Below are 17,166 nucleotides of genomic sequence, written 5' to 3'. Positions count from 1 at the left end.
GGCACTCGTGGGGAAGGAGGACCCGGACGACGGGGCCTGTGGCCGTCGCCCTCCGGGGCCTCCGGCGGGCGATATAGCGGCCCCCGCAGGTATCGTCAAGAGGCAATGCAGGCCAATGCCGCATCCGGCGGAACACCGGGCGGGCACGGGGGCAGCACCGCACGTCCGGACGCCCCGCGGGTCGCGGCACCGAACATGGACGGGAGAGCACGCGTGGCGCGGAGCGTGTACGTGACCGGGATCGACCGGGGGGACGGCCGGCAGGTCGTCGAGCTGGGAGTCATGGAGCTTCTGACGCGTCAGGTGGACCGGGTCGGGGTCTTCCGCCCGCTGGTCCACGACGGCCCCGACCGGCTCTACGAGCTGCTGCGGGCCCGCTACCGGCTCTCCCAGAGCCCGGCCACCGTCTACGGCCTGGACTACCACGAGGCCTCCACCGTGCAGGCGGAGAAGGGCACCGACGAGCTGGTCTCGCGGCTCGTCGACCGGTTCCACCAGGTGGCCAGGGAATACGAGGCGGTCCTCGTGCTGGGCAGCGACTTCGCGGCCACCCAGCTCCCCGACGAGCTGGCGCTGAACGCCCGGCTGGCCAACGAGTTCGGGGCCTCCGTCATCGCGGTGGTCGGCGGCAAGGGACAGACCGCGGAGTCCGTGCGCGCCGAGACCCGCAACGCCTACCGCGCCTACGCCGGTCTCGGCTGCGACGTGCTGGCCATGGTGGTGAACCGGGTCGCCGCCGGGGACCGCGCGACGATAGCGGAGCGGCTCGCGGCCCGGCTGCCCGTCCCCGTCTCCGTACTGCCGGACGACCCGGCGCTCTCCGCCCCGACGGTCGCCCAGATCACCGCGGCGCTGAACGGCACGGTGCTGCTCGGCGACGATTCGGGGCTGGCGCGCGACACACTGGACTTCGTCTTCGGCGGGGCGATGCTGCCGAACCTGCTGAAGGCGCTGACGCCCGGCTGCATGGTGGTCACCCCCGGGGACCGGGCGGACCTGGTGGTGGGGTCGCTGGCCGCGCACAGCGCGGGCACCCCGCCCATCGCGGGTGTGCTGCTGACTCTGGACGAGCGGCCCGGCGAGGAGATACTCACGCTGGCCGCCCGGCTCGCACCGGGGACCCCGGTCGTGTCGGTGGCCGGCGGTTCCTTCCCCACCGCCGCCGAACTCTTCACCCTCGAAGGGAAGTTGAACGCGGCGACCCCGCGCAAGGCGGAGACCGCCCTCGGCCTGTTCGAGCGTCACGTGGACACGGCGGCGCTGCTCGACCGGATCTCGGTGGCCCGCAGCGCCCGGGTCACGCCGATGATGTTCGAGCACGAGCTGCTGGAGCAGGCCCGTTCCGACCGCAAGCGCGTGGTGCTCCCGGAGGGCACCGAGGAGCGGGTCCTGCGCGCCGCCGATGTGCTGCTGCGCCGGGACGTCTGCGACCTCACGCTCCTCGGCGATGTGGACGTGATCCGCAAGAAGGCCGCCGACCTCGGCTTCGACCTCGCCGAGACCCAGCTGATCGACCCGCACACCTCGGAGCTGCGGCAGACCTTCGCCGAGCGGTACGCGCAACTGCGCGCGCACCGCGGGGTGACGGTGGAGCTGGCGTACGACGTGGTGGCGGACGTGAACTACTTCGGCACGCTGATGGTGCAGGAGGGGCTGGCCGACGGGATGGTGTCCGGGTCGGTGCACTCCACGGCGGCCACGATCCGCCCGGCGTTCGAGATCATCAAGACCAAGCCGGACGCGTCGATCGTCTCCTCCGTCTTCTTCATGTGCCTGGCCGACAAGGTCCTCGTGTACGGCGACTGCGCGGTCAACCCGGATCCGAACGCCGAGCAGCTCGCGGACATCGCGGTGCAGTCGGCGGTGACGGCGGCCCGTTTCGGCGTGGAGCCGCGCGTGGCGATGCTGTCGTACTCCACCGGGACCTCGGGCTCCGGCGCGGACGTGGACAAGGTGCGCGAGGCGACCGAGCGGGTGCGGGCGGAACGGCCCGAGCTGCGGGTGGAGGGGCCGATCCAGTACGACGCGGCGGTCGAGCCGTCCGTCGCGGCGACGAAGCTGCCGGATTCGGAGGTGGCCGGGCAGGCGACCGTGCTGATCTTCCCGGACCTGAACACCGGCAACAACACCTACAAGGCCGTGCAGCGCTCGGCGGGCGCCGTGGCGGTCGGCCCGGTGCTCCAGGGCCTGCGCAAGCCCGTCAACGACCTCTCGCGCGGCGCGCTCGTCCAGGACATCGTCAACACGGTGGCGATCACGGCGATCCAGGCGCAGAGCGAGGAGCGCCCCGCATGACGACGCCCCCTGTCCCCGCCCCCTTCCCCGATCACGAAAGCACGGCAGCCCCTGTGGAACCGCACCGCGTCCTCGTCCTCAACTCCGGCTCCTCGTCGGTGAAGTACCAGCTGCTCGACATGCGGGACCGTGCGCGGCTCGCCTCGGGTCTGGTGGAGCGGATCGGCGAGGAGACCTCGCGCCTGGTGCACACGCCGCTGACCGGCGGCGGTGCCGAGCCCCGGGAGCGTACGGGCCGGATCGCGGACCACGAGGAGGCGCTGAAGGCGGCGGCCGAGGAGCTGGCGGCGGACGGGCTCGGCCTGGACTCCCGCGAACTGGCCGCGATCGGGCACCGGGTGGTGCACGGCGGGCTGCGGTTCAGCGCGCCGACCGTCATCACCGACGAGGTGCTGAAGGAGATCGAGCGGCTCGTCCCGGTCGCCCCGCTGCACAACCCGGCGAACATCACCGGCATCCGCACCGCGCAGGCGCTGCGGTCGGACCTGCCGCAGGTGGCGGTGTTCGACACGGCGTTCCACACGACGATGCCGGAGGCGGCCGCGCGGTACGCGATCGACGTGGAGACCGCCGACGCGCACCGGATCCGCCGCTACGGCTTCCACGGCACCTCGCACGCGTACGTCTCGCGCAGGACGGCCGAGCTGCTGGGGAAGACCCCCGAGGAGGTGAACGTCATCGTGCTGCACCTGGGCAACGGGGCGTCGGCCTCGGCGGTCGCGGGCGGGCAGTGCGTGGAGACCTCGATGGGGCTGACGCCCTTGGAAGGGCTCGTGATGGGTACGCGCTCCGGGGACATCGATCCGGCGGTCACCTTCCACCTGAAGCGGGTGGCGGGCATGTCGGCCGACGAGATCGACGTCCTGCTGAACAAGAGGAGCGGTCTGGTCGGCCTGTGCGGCGACAACGACATGCGGGTGATCCGCCGCCGGATCGACGAGGGCGACGAGCGGGCGGCGCTGGCCTTCGACATCTACATCCACCGGCTGAAGAAGTACATCGGCGCCTACACGGCGGTGCTCGGGCGGGTGGACGCGGTGGCGTTCACGGCGGGGGTCGGGGAGAACGCGGCCCCGGTGCGGGAAGCTGCCATCGCGGGCCTGGAGGAGCTGGGCATGGCGGTGGACGCCTCGCTCAACTCCGTACGGTCCGGTCAGCCGCGGTTGATCTCGCCGGAATACGCCCGGGTGGCGGTCGCCGTGGTGCCGACGGACGAGGAGCTGGAGATCGCCGAGCAGACGTTCGCGCTGGTCAGCCGGGGTGATGCCGTCAGCCCGGTGCACAGCGACAACTGAGCACCCCCGCGCCCCTTTGTATCTTCCACCAGACGGAATATTCCGCAACGAAACAAACCGATAGGATCCGCCTCATGCGCCGTTCCAAAATCGTCTGTACCCTCGGTCCCGCCGTCGACTCGCACGAGCAGCTCGTCGCTCTGATCGAGGCCGGCATGAGCGTGGCCCGTTTCAACTTCAGCCACGGCTCCCACGAGGAACACCAGGGCCGTTACGACCGTGTCCGCCAGGCGGCCGCCGAGACCGGCCGCGCGGTGGGCGTGCTCGCCGACCTCCAGGGCCCGAAGATCCGGCTGGCGAAGTTCGCCGAGGGCCCGGTCGAGCTGGTCCGCGGGGACGAGTTCACCATCACCTCCGAGGACGTCCCCGGCGACAAGTCGATCTGCGGCACGACCTACAAGGGCCTGCCCGGCGACGTCGTCAAGGGCGACCCGATCCTGATCAACGACGGCAACGTCGAGCTGAAGGTCGTCGCGGTCGAGGGCCCCCGGGTGAAGACCATCGTCATCGAGGGCGGTGTCATCTCCGACCACAAGGGCATCAACCTGCCCGGTGCGGCGGTCAACGTCCCGGCCCTGTCCGAGAAGGACGTCGAGGACCTGCGCTTCGCCCTGCGGATGGGCTGCGACCTGGTCGCCCTCTCCTTCGTCCGGGACGCGAACGACGTCAAGGACGTGCACAAGGTGATGGACGAGGAGGGCCGCCGGGTCCCCGTCATCGCCAAGGTGGAGAAGCCGCAGGCGGTCGAGCACATGGAGGGCGTCGTCATGGCGTTCGACGGTGTGATGGTGGCCCGTGGCGACCTGGCCGTCGAATACCCGCTGGAGAAGGTCCCGATGGTGCAGAAGCGCCTGGTGGAGCTGTGCCGGCGCAACGCCAAGCCGGTGATCGTGGCGACCCAGATGATGGAGTCGATGATCACCAACTCGCGGCCGACCCGCGCCGAGGCGTCCGACGTCGCCAACGCGATCCTGGACGGCGCGGACGCGGTCATGCTGTCCGCCGAGTCCTCCGTGGGCGCGTACCCCATCGAGACGGTCAAGACGATGTCGAAGATCGTCTGCGCCGCCGAGGAGGAGCTGCTCTCCAAGGGCCTCCAGCCGCTGGTCCCGGGCAAGAAGCCCCGTACGCAGGGCGGGTCGGTGGCCCGCGCGGCCTGCGAGATCGCGGACTTCCTCAACGGCAAGGCCCTGGTCGCCTTCACCCAGTCCGGCGACACCGCCCGCCGCCTCTCCCGCTATCGCACGGCCCAGCCGATCCTGGCCTTCACCACGGACGAGAACACCCGCAACCAGCTCGCCCTGAGCTGGGGCGTCGAGTCGTACGTCGTCCCGCACGTGGACAACACCGACGCGATGGTGGACCTGGTCGACGCGGAGCTGCTCAAGCTGAACCGCTACAGCGACGGCGACACGATGGTCATCACCGCCGGCTCGCCCCCCGGCATCCCCGGCACCACCAACATGGTCCGGGTGCACCACCTGGGCGGCGGCGAGCGGGACTGACCCGCGGCGCCCGCCGGTACGGCCGTGGCCCGCATCCCCTCCTGACAGGGGGTGCGGGCCACGGCCGTGTGCGGCTCCCGGACGGGTCCGTGGGGCGGCGGCTAGCCGTTGCCGCCCTCCAGGTAGTTCTTCAGTCCGGGCACGGTGAGCGTGCCGCCGAACTGACCGGCCTGCTTGACCGTCACCTTGGTGAAGAAGGCGAAGGGGACGTTCAGCGGCGGCGGGGTCTGTGGGCTGAAGGTGATCGGGATGAGGCCGAAGAGGTTGCCCTTCAGCTCCTCCGTGTACATCGTCACCTCACCGTTGCGGATCGTCGACGTGGAGCCGGGCCGCGACTTCACGTGGCCCGTGGTTCCGGCGGGGCCGACGGTCAGCTGGTGCAGGTCCTTGATGTCGATGGAGCTGGCGGTGAACTTCAGCACCTTTTTGATGCTGCCGTCCGCCTTCTTCACCTCGACGATGCCGTGGTAGTCGAGCCCGTTGAGCGTGAGCAGCGTCGACTTCAGCGTCCACGGGTCGGACGGGAGCAGCGGGATGCCGGGCTCCAGCTCGGCCGCGGCGAGCGCGTCCGGGTCGGCCTCGGGGCACGGGGAGCGGGGCTTGGCGCCGTCGGGGATGTTCTCGTCCTTCTTGGGGTCGAGTCCCTTGACGTCCTCGTCGAGCTCCTCGACGTCCTTGCCGGCCTTCCCGGCCGCCTCGCGGATGGCGTCGGCCGTCCTGTCGGACGTCTCCTCCGCCTTGTCGGCCGCGCCCTCGACCGGGTCCTTCGCCTGCTCCTTCGCCGCGTCCTCCGGCTTCGCGGACGGCTCGGGGGCCTCGGTGGTGGGGCTCGGGGACGGGTCGGCCGACTCCTCGGCCTCGTCCGTGGCGTCGTCGTCGTCCGGACCGTCGAAGAGGTCCTTGAGCGCGTCTCCGAGGCCGAGCGGGTCGAGGGGGTTCTTCGATCTGGTGGGCGTCGGGGTCGCGGAGGGCTCCTCGGCGGGCTTCTCCGCGGACCGCGCCGACGTGTCCGCGTCCGGCTTCGCGTCGTCGGCCGCCGGGTCCTTGGCCGGGTCGGACGCGGAACCGCTCGCCGAGGGCTTCGGGGTCGCGGTGTCGTCCTTGCCGGAGGCGTCGTCCTTCTCGGTGGCCGAGGGGGACGGAGTCGCCGTCGGCGACTCGCTCTCGCTCGGCTCGTCGGACCGGGTGACGCACGGCCCCGGCGCGAAGGGGATGTCGGCGCCGTCGTCGGCCAGGGCGAGCTTGGGGGTCAGCCCCATCCCCACGAAGACCGCGGTCGGCATCGCCGCGAGCGCCAGCGCCTTCTTGCCGCTGGGCAGGTGGAGCTTGGTCAGCAGCGACTTCCTGGGGGCCGCGTGACGGGGGCCCTTGCGCTCGCGGAGGCCGTCGCCGGGGTAGGCGTTCGTCTGCTGTCCGTCGTCACCCCGCACGGTGCCTCCCGCCGTCGGCGTCCGCCGCCGTGTCCGACTCGGCGCTCTGCTGCTGCGGTACGGCCGCAGCACCCTGGAGTTCGGCCTCGGGGCGCTCCGCGTACGGCTGCTCGCTCGACGGCGCGGTCCGCTCGTCGGCCCGCGCCTCCTCGCCCTCCGGCCGGCCCGGCGCCCAGGAGATGGACAGGGCTCCGCCGATGAGCGAGAGGAGGAACCCGATGATGAAGCCGCCGATGTTGGCCACGGGTATGGAGATCAGCGCGAGCAGGATGGCCGCGATACCGGCGAAGACCCGGACGATGTGGTGGAACCACATCGTCAGGCCCAGGGTGATCAGCAGGACCCCGATGATCAGGGAACCGGCGCCGGCGGTGGTGGACATCGTCAGCGTCATGCTGCCGAGGTGCAGGTCGGCGTAGGGGAAGTAGGCGATGGGCACACCGCCGAGGATGGTGAACAGACCCGCCCAGAACGGCCGGTCGCCCCGCCAGGCGCGGAAGCGTCGTCGGGCGACGCGGATGTAGTGCTCGTTCTGCCCTGTGGACTCGGGGCTCATGGAAAACAGCTCCCTGGAACCGGTACTGCCGTAAAGGAGAAGGGGTGGGCGGCCGGAAGACCCGCCGGGGGTGTTCCGGCCACCCGGGCGAGTGCTTAGAAGCACTCCTTGACGCCCGTGTGCAGCCTCAGCTTCAGGTCGCTGAGCTTGAAGGTGCCGGCCGTGGTCGCCCACGCCGTCTGCTTCACGTTGGTCAGCACGGCCTTGTCGGCGCGCTGCGCGAATCCGCCCTGCTTGGCCTCGGTGCCCGGCTGGATGCCGATGCTCCCCGGCTTGCCCTTCTTCTGCAGCGATCCGGCCGCGACACCGATGTCGATGTTCTCGAAGTCGGCGTCGGCATCGAGCTCCGCGACGTCCAGGTAGAGGTTGGTCGCGACGACCGGCTTCTCCGGGTTCGTGCCGGCGTTCAGCATGAGGCTGACGTTGCCGAGGAAGGGGACCTTCGGCGTGACGACCGACTGGCACATGTTGGTGATCTTGGCGTCGCTGAAGCCCGACACCGCGACCGCGTGCGCCTGGTCCTTCTTGCCCTCGATGTCCTTGCCGACCGCGACGCTGCCGTACTGGACGAAGTTGTCGCCCTCAAGACGGTCGGTGCTGACCTTGAAGCTCTGGCCGGAAACGCTGAACGAAGCCGCCAGCGCACCCTGGGCCAGGCCTATGCCCACCGCGGCCGTCGCGGCGACGCTCGGCACCATGACCAGAGCGAACCGCTTCCATCTCGTCCCACCGCGAACCTGGGAACCCATACTTGCTCCTTCTTCTCGGACGTACATCTCCGGCCGGGCATCGTGCCCGTCCTGGGATGGGAGAAGTGCTACGTCCTCGGGAAGGAGAGCGCCCGTATCGGAGACGTGTCCCGCATCCGATGCACCGGCGTTCACCCCCGAGCGACAACCACTGGCCGCGCTTTCCGCACGGCCGGTCGGACAGGCCCCGCCCGTGAGCGGGAACCCCCCTGTCCACGGTCGGCGCCTCTGCCGCCGACCCACTCGGTGGGGACCCAACAGACCCTCGGGCCCGGCTGGAGACCGGGCCGAAGGTAGGGGACCGAGCGTGGCCGATCGTGGTGCATTCACGGCCCTGGCACAAGAGGGATCGTTACTGACTAGTAACGGCCCGATAACCACAGGACGACAGGGCGGCATCGAGCGGCGACGCAGGGTGGCACGAAAGGGACACCGGAATGGCGGGAAACTTCCTGGAAACAGGACAGAACAACCCCCCGGACTTACTGCGAGTAACAGCTTGCATCTTTGTCAAGATTTGGTAAAGCGAAGGCTTCCGGCGTCCTTCTTCGGCACCCGAACAGCAAAACGGCCGCACCGCCCGGTGGGCAGTGCGGCCGCCTTGTCACATCGGCACAATCGGGCTCGTCCGGAGCGAGGAGCCGGCCTCGTCAGAACAGGACGCGGGCCAGCGCGGTGCGCGCGGCGGTGACCCTGGGGTCCTCCGGACCGATCACCTCGAACAGCTCCAGCAGCCGCAGCCGGGCGGTGTTCCGGTCGTCGCCGGCCGTGCGGCGGACCGCCTCGACGAGCCGTCCGAAGGCGTCCTCGACATGGCCGCCGACCAGGTCGAGATCGGCGGCGGCGATCTGCGCGTCCACATCGCCCGGGTTGTCCGCCGCCTCCTTGCGGACCGCCTGCGGGTCCATGCCCTGGACGCGGCCGAGCAGCTCCGCCTGGGCGAGGCCGAGCTTGGCCTCCGGGTTGCCCGGGTCGTCCACGAGGACGTTCTTGTACGCCTGGATCGCGCCGGGGAAGTCATTGGCGTCGAGCGCGGACGCGGCGGCCTCCAGCAGCGCGTCGTACGGGCCGGCCGGCGCCTCGGCGGGGGCCGCGCCCGGCGCCCCGGCGTCCGGGTCGACGACGATCCCGGTGAGACCGAAGCGCTCCTCGCCGACCTGGATCAGCTGATCCAGCGTCTCGCGGATCTGGGCCTCGGGGGCGGCGCCCTGGAAGAGCGGGAGGGCCTGACCGGCGACGACGGCGAAAACGGCCGGAATACCCTGGATGCCGAACTGCTGCATCAGCATCTGGTTGGCGTCGACGTCGACCTTGGCCAGCAGGAAGCGGCCGTTGTACTCGACGGCCAGGCGCTCCAGCAGGGGGCCCAGCTGCTTGCACGGCTCGCACCACTCGGCCCAGAAGTCGATGACGACGGGGACCTCGGCGGAGCGCTGGAGGACATCGCGCTCGAAACCGGCTTCATCGACGTCGATCACCAGGGCGGCGGGCGGCACGGCGCCGACGCCCCCGGTGCGGGCGGCCTCCGCGCGGGCCTGCTCCGCCTTGGCCTTGGCCTCTCCGGCCGCCTTGACCGCGGCGAGGTCGACAACGCCGCTCATGGACATGTTCCTAGGCTGCATACGTACATCCTCCCCCGAGAGCGCTCCGCCGCGAAAAGCGAGCGCGAGAACCGGCCCGGCCCGGGGCCCCAGCCGGCATGCGGGGGCGTACGGACCGGAACGGCCGCGGGTCCCTGAAAGACCCTGGTGGGCCTGGAAAGACCCTGGTGGACCCGCCGGATCCCCATCCGGCCGGTCCGTGCGGCTCCGGGTCCCCACCCGGCGCCTGGGGCCCGCTGAGGCCCCGGTGGCTGTCGCTCGTGCTCCGTGGCGTCCGGGGGCGTTCCGAGCCGCCCTCCTTACGCTACGACCCGTAGCGTAACTGCCGATCAGCCCGCCGGAACAGGTCGTCCCGGTGATCTGTCTCACGGGCACCGGGGCACAACCGTTCTCCCTACCGACCGGTATGGTCGCCGCATCATGAGCGACCCCGCCCCCAAAGCCACCCGAACAGGACGTCCGCGCAGCACCGCGGCCGATGCCGCGATCCTTGAGGCGACGCGGGCGTCGCTGGTCGACCTCGGCTGGTCGAAGCTGACGATGAGCGATGTGGCCACCCGGGCCGGGGTCGCCAAGACGACCCTCTACCGGCGCTGGGCGGGCAAGAACGAGCTGGTCGTGGACGCGGTCGCGGTCCTCTTCGACGAACTGGAACTGCCCGACCGGGGCAGCCTGGCCGCCGATGTGCAGGGCGTCGTGCTCCAGTTCGCCGCGCTGCTGGAACGGCCGGAGGCCCGTACGGCGCTGATGGCCGTGGTCGCCGAAGCCACCCGGGACGACTCGCTGCGCCACCGGATCCGCTCGGCCATCGTGGACCGGCAGAAGCGGCTGGTGCTGCTGGGGCGGGAGCGTGCCCAGGCCCGTGGCGAACTGCGGTACGAGGACGACGCGTCGGCCGCCGCCCGCAACGCGGACCTGATCTTCGACGTGATCGCCGGAGCGGTGGTGCACCGGACCTTGGTGAGCGCGGAGCCGGTGGACGCCGAGTGGGCGAGCGGCTTCACCTCGCTGCTGCTGCTGGGGCTGGCCGGCGCCCAGGCGGGGTGAGACGAGGGCGCCAGGGGTCCTTCACGTGTGACGGGGCGCCCTTCAGCGTCTCGGCTCCCGGCCGGAGGAGTCGCCCCGCGCGTATGCGCACCTGCCGCCTGCCCGGCCGAGCGGGCCGGTCCGCGGCCGGGGCGGACGCCCGCCCCGGCCGGGTCCTCCTCAGAAGCCCGGCGGCTCCGTGTAGACGCCCCACTCGTCGCGCAGCACCCCGCAGATCTCGCCGAGGGTGGCCTCGGCCCGTACGGCGTCGAGCATCGGCGCGATCATGTTGGAGCCGTCGCGGGCGGCGGCGAGCATCGCGTCCAGCGCGGCGGTGACCTTGGCGTCGTCGCGGGCGGCCTTGCGGTCGGCGAGCTGGCTGACCTGGTCGCGCTCGACCTCGTGGCTGACGCGCAGGATCTCCAGGTCGCCGGTGACCGAGCCGTGGTGGACGTTGACGCCGACGACCCGCTTGTCGCCCTTCTCCAGGGCCCGCTGGTACTGGAAGGCGGACTCGGCGATCTCGCCGGTGAACCAGCCGTCCTCGATGCCGCGCAGGATGCCGGAGGTCATGGGACCGATGGGGTGCTGCCCGTCGGGGTGGGCCCGGGTGCCGCGCTCCTTGATCTGGTCGAAGATCTTCTCGGCCTCGGCCTCGATCCGGTCGGTGAGCTGCTCCACGTACCAGGAGCCGCCCAGCGGGTCGGCCACATTGGCGACGCCGGTCTCCTCCATCAGCACCTGCTGGGTGCGCAGGGCGATCTCGGCGGCCTGCTCGGAGGGGAGCGCTAGGGTCTCGTCGAGGGCGTTGGTGTGGAGCGAGTTCGTGCCGCCGAGGACGGCGGAGAGCGCCTCCACGGCGGTGCGGACGACGTTGTTGTACGGCTGCTGCGCGGTGAGGGAGACCCCGGCGGTCTGGGTGTGGAAGCGCAGCCACTGCGCCTTGTCGGTCTTGGCGCCGTACGTCTCCTTCATCCAGCGGGCCCAGATGCGGCGGGCGGCGCGGAACTTGGCGATCTCCTCGAAGAAGTCGAGGTGGGCGTCGAAGAAGAAGGAGAGGCCGGGGGCGAAGGTGTCGACGTCCAGGCCCCGGGAGAGGCCCAGCTCCACGTAGCCGAAGCCGTCGGCCAGGGTGTACGCCAGCTCCTGCGCGGCCGTGGCTCCGGCCTCGCGGATGTGGTAGCCGGAGACGGAGAGCGGCTTGTAGGCGGGGATGGAGGCGGCGCAGTGCTCCATCAGGTCGCCGATGAGGCGCAGATGGGGCTCGGGCTGGAAGAGCCACTCCTTCTGCGCGATGTACTCCTTGAAGATGTCGGTCTGGAGGGTGCCGTTGAGCACGCCCGGGTCCACGCCCTGACGCTCGGCGGCGACCAGGTACATGCAGAAGACGGGGACGGCCGGGCCGCTGATCGTCATGGAGGTGGTGACATCGCCGAGGGGGATGTCACCGAAGAGGATCTCCATGTCGGCGGCGGAGTCGATGGCGACCCCGCAGTGACCGACCTCGCCGAGCGAGCGCGGGTCGTCGGAGTCGCGGCCCATGAGCGTCGGCATGTCGAAGGCGACGCTGAGGCCCCCGCCGCCGGCCGCGAGGATCATCTTGTAGCGCTCGTTGGTCTGCTCGGCGTTGCCGAAGCCGGCGAACTGGCGGATCGTCCACGTACGGCCCCGGTAGCCGGTGGGGTGCAGTCCGCGGGTGAAGGGGTACTCCCCCGGCCAGCCGATCCGCTCGAACCCCTCGTACGTGTCACCGGGGCGGGGCCCGTACGCGGGCTCGACCGGGTCCCCGGAGAGCGTGGTGAAGTCCGCGTCACGCTTGCGGGCCTTGTCGTAACGGGCCTGCCAGCGGAGGCGGCCTTCCTCGATCGCGTCAGCGTCCATGCTTCAAATTTACTAGGACGTCCTAGTAAATGTCGATGGCAAACCGCCCGGCGCTTTGCGCGCGGGGCGGTCGGGGGGTGCCGGGTCAGGCCTTCGCGGCGGCCGGGGCCGGGTCGGTGACCAGGGCGCGGGCCTCGCGGCTGACCTTCGGTTCGACGAAGAACGAGGCGAAGGGGATGCAGCCCGCGGCCAGCACCCACAGGAGCTTGCCGAAGGGCCACTTCGCCTTGGAGCCGAGATCGAAGGCGAAGACGACGTAGACGATGAACAGCACGCCGTGGATCTGGGAGATCAGCATGGTGTCGCCGGTCTCGAAGCCGTACTTCGCGATGATCGCCGCGGTGAAGACGAGCAGCCAGATGGCGGTGACGTAGGCCATCACCCGGTAGCGGGTGAGCACGTTCTGTTTCATGGCATCGAGCGTAACCGGGTGACCGGGCCGATCTTCGCGCGACCCCTCCTACGGGAAGGGCCCCGCCCCGGCGGAAGAGGCCCCTCGCGGAAGGCCGCGCTCACTTCTCCTCGAAGTCCTTGGCCGCGACCCGCAGGGGGCGCAGCATGGCGAAGATCTCGGCGCACTCCTCGGAGTCGTACACCCCTAGACCGAAGTCCACCGCGACCAGGTCCCGGGTGGCCGCCTCGACGACGTCACGGCCCTTGTCCGTGATGGAGGCGAGGGTGCCCCGGCCGTCGTTGGGGTTGGGCCGCTTGTCGACCAGCCCGGATCTGACCAGCCGGTCCACGGTGTTGGTGACCGAGGTGGGGTGCACCATCAGCCGCTCGCCGATCTTGGACATCGGCAGCTCACCGGCCTTGGAGAAGGTGAGCAGCACCAGCGCCTCGTACCGGGCGAAGGTCAGCCCGTACGGCTTGACGACGGCGTCGACCTCGGCGAGCAGGATCTGCTGGGCCCGCATGATCGAGGTGATCGCCCCCATCGAGGGCACGGGTCCCCAGCGCTGCTGCCAGAGCTCGTCGGCGCGGGCGATGGGATCGAAGGGAAGGCTGAGCGGCTTCGGCACGGCACTGACCTTACCGACTGGTCACATGCCGGTCAGCCCCGTCTCGTTCTTCGGTATCGGACATCTGCCCGGAGTCCGTCCGGCGGACCTCGGCGACGAGCAGGAGCGCGCAGACGGTACCGATGATTCCGGATCCGGCGACCACTTGGTGGACCGGGAAGAACTCGGCAGCGAGCCCCGCCAGCGCCATCCCGAGGCCCTGGACGGTCATCAGCCCGGCGGTGAGCAGGGTCATGGCCCGGCCGCGCAGCTCCTGGGGGACGGCGTCGACGAACCACTGGTCGAGCCCGATGACGTACGCCGCCCCGGCCCCGGCCAGCGCGAGGGCGGCCAGGGCGAGCGGCAGCCCGGGCCGGACCGCGTACACGAGCAGCGGCAGGAGCCCGACGGCGGCGACCGGCAGGACGATCCGGGAGCGGTTACGGGGGCTGAGCGCGGACCCCACGAACAGTTCGGCCCCGATGTGCCCGACGGCCATCGCGCAGAGCAGCAGCCCGAGCGCGGCGGGCGGGGCCCCGATGGCGTCGGCGTAGGGGGCGGCGAGCGCCTCCGGGGCCACGACGAACATCGCGGGCAGCCAGAACAGCAGCATCAGGGCGCGGATGCGGCGGTCACCCAGGATCAGGCGGGCGCCCGAGAGCGACTCCTTGAGGAGCGTCCCGCCGCCGTCGCCGGTGGTGGCGCGGGCGGGCCGGTCCCGGGTGCCGAAGCGCAGGAGGGCGGCCGAGCAGAGGAAGGTCACCACGGTGACGGTGATCGCGCCGCGCGGGGACAGCACGGTGAGCAGCACCCCGCCGGTTCCGAACCCGATGAGCATCGCGCTCTGCGAGACGATCCGCAGGAGGGAGCGGCCCAGGACGTAGAGGTCGCCCTCGCCGAGGATGTCGGTGAGCGCCGCCATCCGGGTCCCGGTGAAGACGGGCGCGATCGCGGCGACCAGGCAGCGCAGCGCGAGGAGTCCGGCGACCGGGGTGGCGGGCACCAGCATCACGGCGACGCACGCCGCGCAGAGCAGGTCGCAGACGACCAGGACGCGGCGGGCCGGGTAGCGGTCGGCCACCCCGGCGAAGAGGGTGCCGCCGACGATGTAGGGGAGCAGGCCCAGCGCGAACGTCAGCGCGCTGAGCAGCGGGGAGCCGGTGAGGTCGTAGACGAGCACGGTGAGCGCCAGCTCGCTGACGACGACGCCGAGCAGCGAGAGCAGATGGGCGGCGAAGACGGCCCGGAACTCGGCGACGGCGAAGACCGCGCGGTAGCCGCGCGGGGTGGCCGGCTCGGAGTTCGGAGCGTCGGGGCCCCGGAGCGTGGGCCCGGGGCCCGGGTCGGAGTGGGCGGCACGCTCCGGGGGCGGAGCCGGGATCTGCGCCGCCGGGGCGGGCGGGGTACGGGGTGTGTCCGCCGGGGCGGGGCTGTCGGTCGGCATGGAACGAGACTGAGGCCGGGGCACCCGCCCTCCGTAGACTTTCGGCTCAGGCCGAATGTCGAGGCCCGCGAGGGCTTTGCGGCGGAAGGAGGGGTATGCCGTTCCAGCTGCACTTCAGCGAGAGCGACCTGCTGCGCTGCCGGTTCGCCCTGTCGCCGCTGTTCGAGACCCAGGAGGCCGTGCGCACCCTGGCCCGTCGCCACCGGCACGGCTACCACCTGCCGTGGCTGCGGCGGATCCGGGCGGCGGCCGCGGCCCTGGACCTGGAGCCGCTGTGGCTGCTGATGCCGGACGGCGGCCACAACCCGGACTTCATCTGCCCGCCGCCGATCGGCCCGTTCGCCACCTTCGACGAGGAGATCGCGGGCGTCCGGGCGGTCGACCCGGAGGTGGCGTGGGCGGACATGGCGCTGGCGCTGGCGGAACGGCCCGGCGCCCGGGAATCCGCGACGGGCCGGCGCCTGCTGGCCGACCCGGCCCGGGCCGTGCACGAGCTCGCCGATCTGCTGGAGCAGGTCTGGCGGACCCTGATCGAGCCCTACTGGCCCCGGCTGCGGGCCCTGCTGGAGGCGGACATCGCCTACCACTCCCGCCGGCTGGCGGACAGCGGCCTGGAGGGGTTGTTGGGCGAGATGAGCACCCAGCTGAGCTGGAACGGTTCGACGCTCACCGTGAAGGGCACGCGGGGCGACCACCACAGGTGCTGGGCGGCCAGGGGCTGGTACTGATGCCGAGCGTCTTCGTCTGGCCCGAGGTGGTGGGCGGCCACCTGGAGCCCTGGCAGCCCGGACTGATCTACCCGGCGCGCGGGATCGGCGGGCTGTGGAGCGAGGCCGGGGAGCGGACGCCGGAAGCCCTCGCCCGACTGCTGGGCCGGGTCCGGGCCGATGTGCTGTGCGCGCTGGACGAACCGGCCGGGACGAGCGCGCTGGCGCACCGGCTGGGCCTGGCCGCCTCGTCCGTGTCGGCCCATCTGTCCGTGCTGCGCGGGGCCGGGCTGCTGACCTCGCGGCGCTACGGGCACCAGGTGCTGTACGAGCGCACGCCGCTGGGGATCGCACTGGCCGCCTCTGAGTGAGGGCGGGCGGGCCGGCGTCGGGGCAGAGCGTCACGGCCCCGGCGGGCGTAGAGGCGTCACGCGTTCCGCGGGCACAGGGTATGCGCGACACAGGTCCAGCAGGGCCTGCGTACAGACGCGTCACGGACGGTGTCGTGCCGCCACTCCCTGTAACCATTGTGTCACGATTGCCCTTGTCTCCTCGTGTTTCCGTGTCCGTCAGCCACCGCCGCCCAAGGGGTCTGGATGTCCGGCCGCAGCATCGTCCCGCGCGCTCTCCCCCGTACCGTCCACGTCCTGGCCGCCCTCGCCCTGGCGACCGCCCTCACCGCGGGGTGCTCGACGCCACAGCCGCGCGTCACCGGGGCCGCCGAGGAGGGGGACGGGCTCGTCCGGGGGAGCCCGCCCCGAGCGCGGCCTCCCCGTTCTGGGTCGACCCGGACAGCGACGCGGCCCGCCAGGTGCGCGCCTGGGAGAAGGAGGGCCGCGACGCGGAGGCGAAGACGCTGCGGCGGATCTCCGAGCGGCCCGTGGCCGACTGGCCCGCGTGGGACGACCCGGCCCCGGGGATCCGGGCCGCCGTGCGGTCCGCCGCCCGGACGAAGAAGACCGTCGTGCTCGTGGCGTACAACATCCCGCACCGCGACTGCGGCCTGTACTCCGCGGGCGGCGCGAAGGACGCGGACACCTACCGTGCCTGGATCGGGGAGTTCGCGGGCGCCGTCGGGGACGCCCCCGCCATCGTGATCCTGGAGCCGGACGCCCTCCCCCACATCGCGGACGGCTGCACCCCGCCCGAGCACCACACCGAGCGCTACCAGCTCCTCTCCGAGGCGGTGGACACCCTCAAGGCCCTCCCGAACACCAAGGTCTACCTGGACGCGGGCAACCCGGACTGGATCGACGAGCCGGCCAAGATGGCGCAGCCGCTGCGGGAGGCGGGCGTCGAGCGGGCCGACGGCTTCTCCCTGAACGTCTCCAACTTCCAGTCGAACGACAGCGTGAAGACGTACGCCGAGCAGCTCTCCGACGCGGTGGGCGGCTCGCACTTCGTCATCGACACCAGCCGCAACGGCAACGGCCCCCTGTCCGGGGGCCGTGAGGAAGCCTGGTGCAATCCGCCGGGCCGGGGGCTCGGCACGCCCCCGACCACCGACACCGGCGACGAGCGACTCGACGCCTATCTGTGGATCAAGCGGCCGGGCGACTCCGACGGCACCTGCCGCGGCGGCCCGCCGGCCGGCGACTGGTGGCCGGAGTACGCGCTCGGCCTCGCCCGGCGCGCCGCCTCCTGACCCCGGTTCCCCGGCTCCGGGCGACGACCGG

General features: G+C 71.6%; 12 protein-coding genes and 2 pseudogenes. 6 read left to right on the top strand and 8 right to left on the bottom strand.

Going from position 1 to position 17,166, the window contains the following annotated elements:
• Nucleotides 1–213 precede the first annotated feature (213 nt).
• The 3 genes from pta (at nucleotide 214) to pyk (ending at nucleotide 5,095) form a co-directional block, all read left to right on the top strand.
• Nucleotides 214–2,295: a phosphate acetyltransferase gene (gene pta / locus CCZ36_RS25215; RefSeq protein ID WP_069736979.1), complete on the top strand. Its 2,082-nt coding sequence runs from the start codon at nucleotides 214–216 to the stop codon at nucleotides 2,293–2,295.
• A 53-nt stretch (nucleotides 2,296–2,348) separates the two neighbouring features.
• A complete protein-coding gene (locus CCZ36_RS25210; protein WP_128819729.1) occupies nucleotides 2,349–3,590 on the top strand; it encodes an acetate kinase in 1,242 nt (413 codons plus the stop codon).
• Between the two features lie 74 nt (nucleotides 3,591–3,664).
• On the top strand, nucleotides 3,665–5,095 hold the full coding sequence (gene pyk, locus CCZ36_RS25205; protein ID WP_069736981.1) for a pyruvate kinase: 1,431 nt from the start codon (nucleotides 3,665–3,667) through the stop codon (nucleotides 5,093–5,095).
• A 101-nt stretch (nucleotides 5,096–5,196) separates the two neighbouring features.
• Here pyk and CCZ36_RS25200 read toward each other — a convergent pair whose 3' ends face one another.
• The 4 genes from CCZ36_RS25200 to CCZ36_RS25180 all read right to left on the bottom strand — a co-directional run bounded on the left by CCZ36_RS25200 (nucleotide 5,197) and on the right by CCZ36_RS25180 (nucleotide 9,452).
• The gene (locus tag CCZ36_RS25200; protein WP_128818618.1) at nucleotides 5,197–6,525 is read right to left on the bottom strand and encodes a hypothetical protein; all 1,329 of its coding nucleotides are present in this window, start codon (nucleotides 6,523–6,525) and stop codon (nucleotides 5,197–5,199) included.
• On the bottom strand, nucleotides 6,515–7,081 hold the full coding sequence (locus CCZ36_RS25195; protein WP_128818617.1) for a DUF6114 domain-containing protein: 567 nt from the start codon (nucleotides 7,079–7,081) through the stop codon (nucleotides 6,515–6,517). Before CCZ36_RS25195 ends, CCZ36_RS25200 begins: the two co-directional genes overlap by 11 nt.
• 95 nt (nucleotides 7,082–7,176) lie before the next feature.
• Nucleotides 7,177–7,830: a DUF6230 family protein gene (locus CCZ36_RS25190; RefSeq protein ID WP_128818616.1), complete on the bottom strand. Its 654-nt coding sequence runs from the start codon at nucleotides 7,828–7,830 to the stop codon at nucleotides 7,177–7,179.
• Nucleotides 7,831–8,480: 650 nt separating this feature from the next.
• Nucleotides 8,481–9,452, bottom strand: a complete 972-nt coding sequence (locus CCZ36_RS25180; RefSeq protein WP_079149525.1) for a tetratricopeptide repeat protein — start codon at nucleotides 9,450–9,452, stop codon at nucleotides 8,481–8,483.
• Nucleotides 9,453–9,851: 399 nt separating this feature from the next.
• Between CCZ36_RS25180 and CCZ36_RS25175 the strand changes: the two genes are divergently transcribed.
• Nucleotides 9,852–10,478 carry a TetR/AcrR family transcriptional regulator gene (locus tag CCZ36_RS25175; protein WP_069736986.1) on the top strand — a complete coding sequence of 209 codons (627 nt, stop codon included), beginning with the start codon at nucleotides 9,852–9,854 and terminating at the stop codon, nucleotides 10,476–10,478.
• 159 nt (nucleotides 10,479–10,637) lie between these two features.
• Here CCZ36_RS25175 and CCZ36_RS25170 read toward each other — a convergent pair whose 3' ends face one another.
• From CCZ36_RS25170 to CCZ36_RS25155, 4 genes are all read right to left on the bottom strand, one after another.
• On the bottom strand, nucleotides 10,638–12,338 hold the full coding sequence (locus tag CCZ36_RS25170) for an acyl-CoA mutase large subunit family protein (RefSeq protein WP_069736987.1): 1,701 nt from the start codon (nucleotides 12,336–12,338) through the stop codon (nucleotides 10,638–10,640).
• Nucleotides 12,339–12,423: 85 nt separating this feature from the next.
• Entirely contained in the window at nucleotides 12,424–12,750 is a 327-nt protein-coding gene (locus tag CCZ36_RS25165; RefSeq protein WP_069736988.1) for a DUF3817 domain-containing protein, read from the bottom strand.
• Nucleotides 12,751–12,850: 100 nt separating this feature from the next.
• Nucleotides 12,851–13,360, bottom strand: a complete 510-nt coding sequence (locus CCZ36_RS25160) for a MarR family winged helix-turn-helix transcriptional regulator (RefSeq protein WP_069736989.1) — start codon at nucleotides 13,358–13,360, stop codon at nucleotides 12,851–12,853.
• Nucleotides 13,361–13,370: 10 nt separating this feature from the next.
• Nucleotides 13,371–14,783: an MFS transporter gene (locus CCZ36_RS25155; protein WP_069742951.1), complete on the bottom strand. Its 1,413-nt coding sequence runs from the start codon at nucleotides 14,781–14,783 to the stop codon at nucleotides 13,371–13,373.
• Nucleotides 14,784–14,878: 95 nt separating this feature from the next.
• Between CCZ36_RS25155 and CCZ36_RS25150 the strand changes: the two are divergent.
• Both CCZ36_RS25150 and CCZ36_RS25145 read left to right on the top strand, forming a co-directional pair.
• A pseudogene (locus tag CCZ36_RS25150) lies at nucleotides 14,879–15,861 on the top strand (DUF5937 family protein).
• Between the two features lie 225 nt (nucleotides 15,862–16,086).
• A pseudogene (locus CCZ36_RS25145) lies at nucleotides 16,087–17,135 on the top strand (glycoside hydrolase family 6 protein).
• The last annotated feature ends 31 nt before the right edge of the window (nucleotides 17,136–17,166 follow it).

Source organism: Streptomyces sp. S063, assembly GCF_002832675.1.
Taxonomy (GTDB): Bacteria; Actinomycetota; Actinomycetes; order Streptomycetales; family Streptomycetaceae; genus Streptomyces; species Streptomyces sindenensis.
This window is presented reverse-complemented; position numbering and strand designations above follow the sequence as displayed.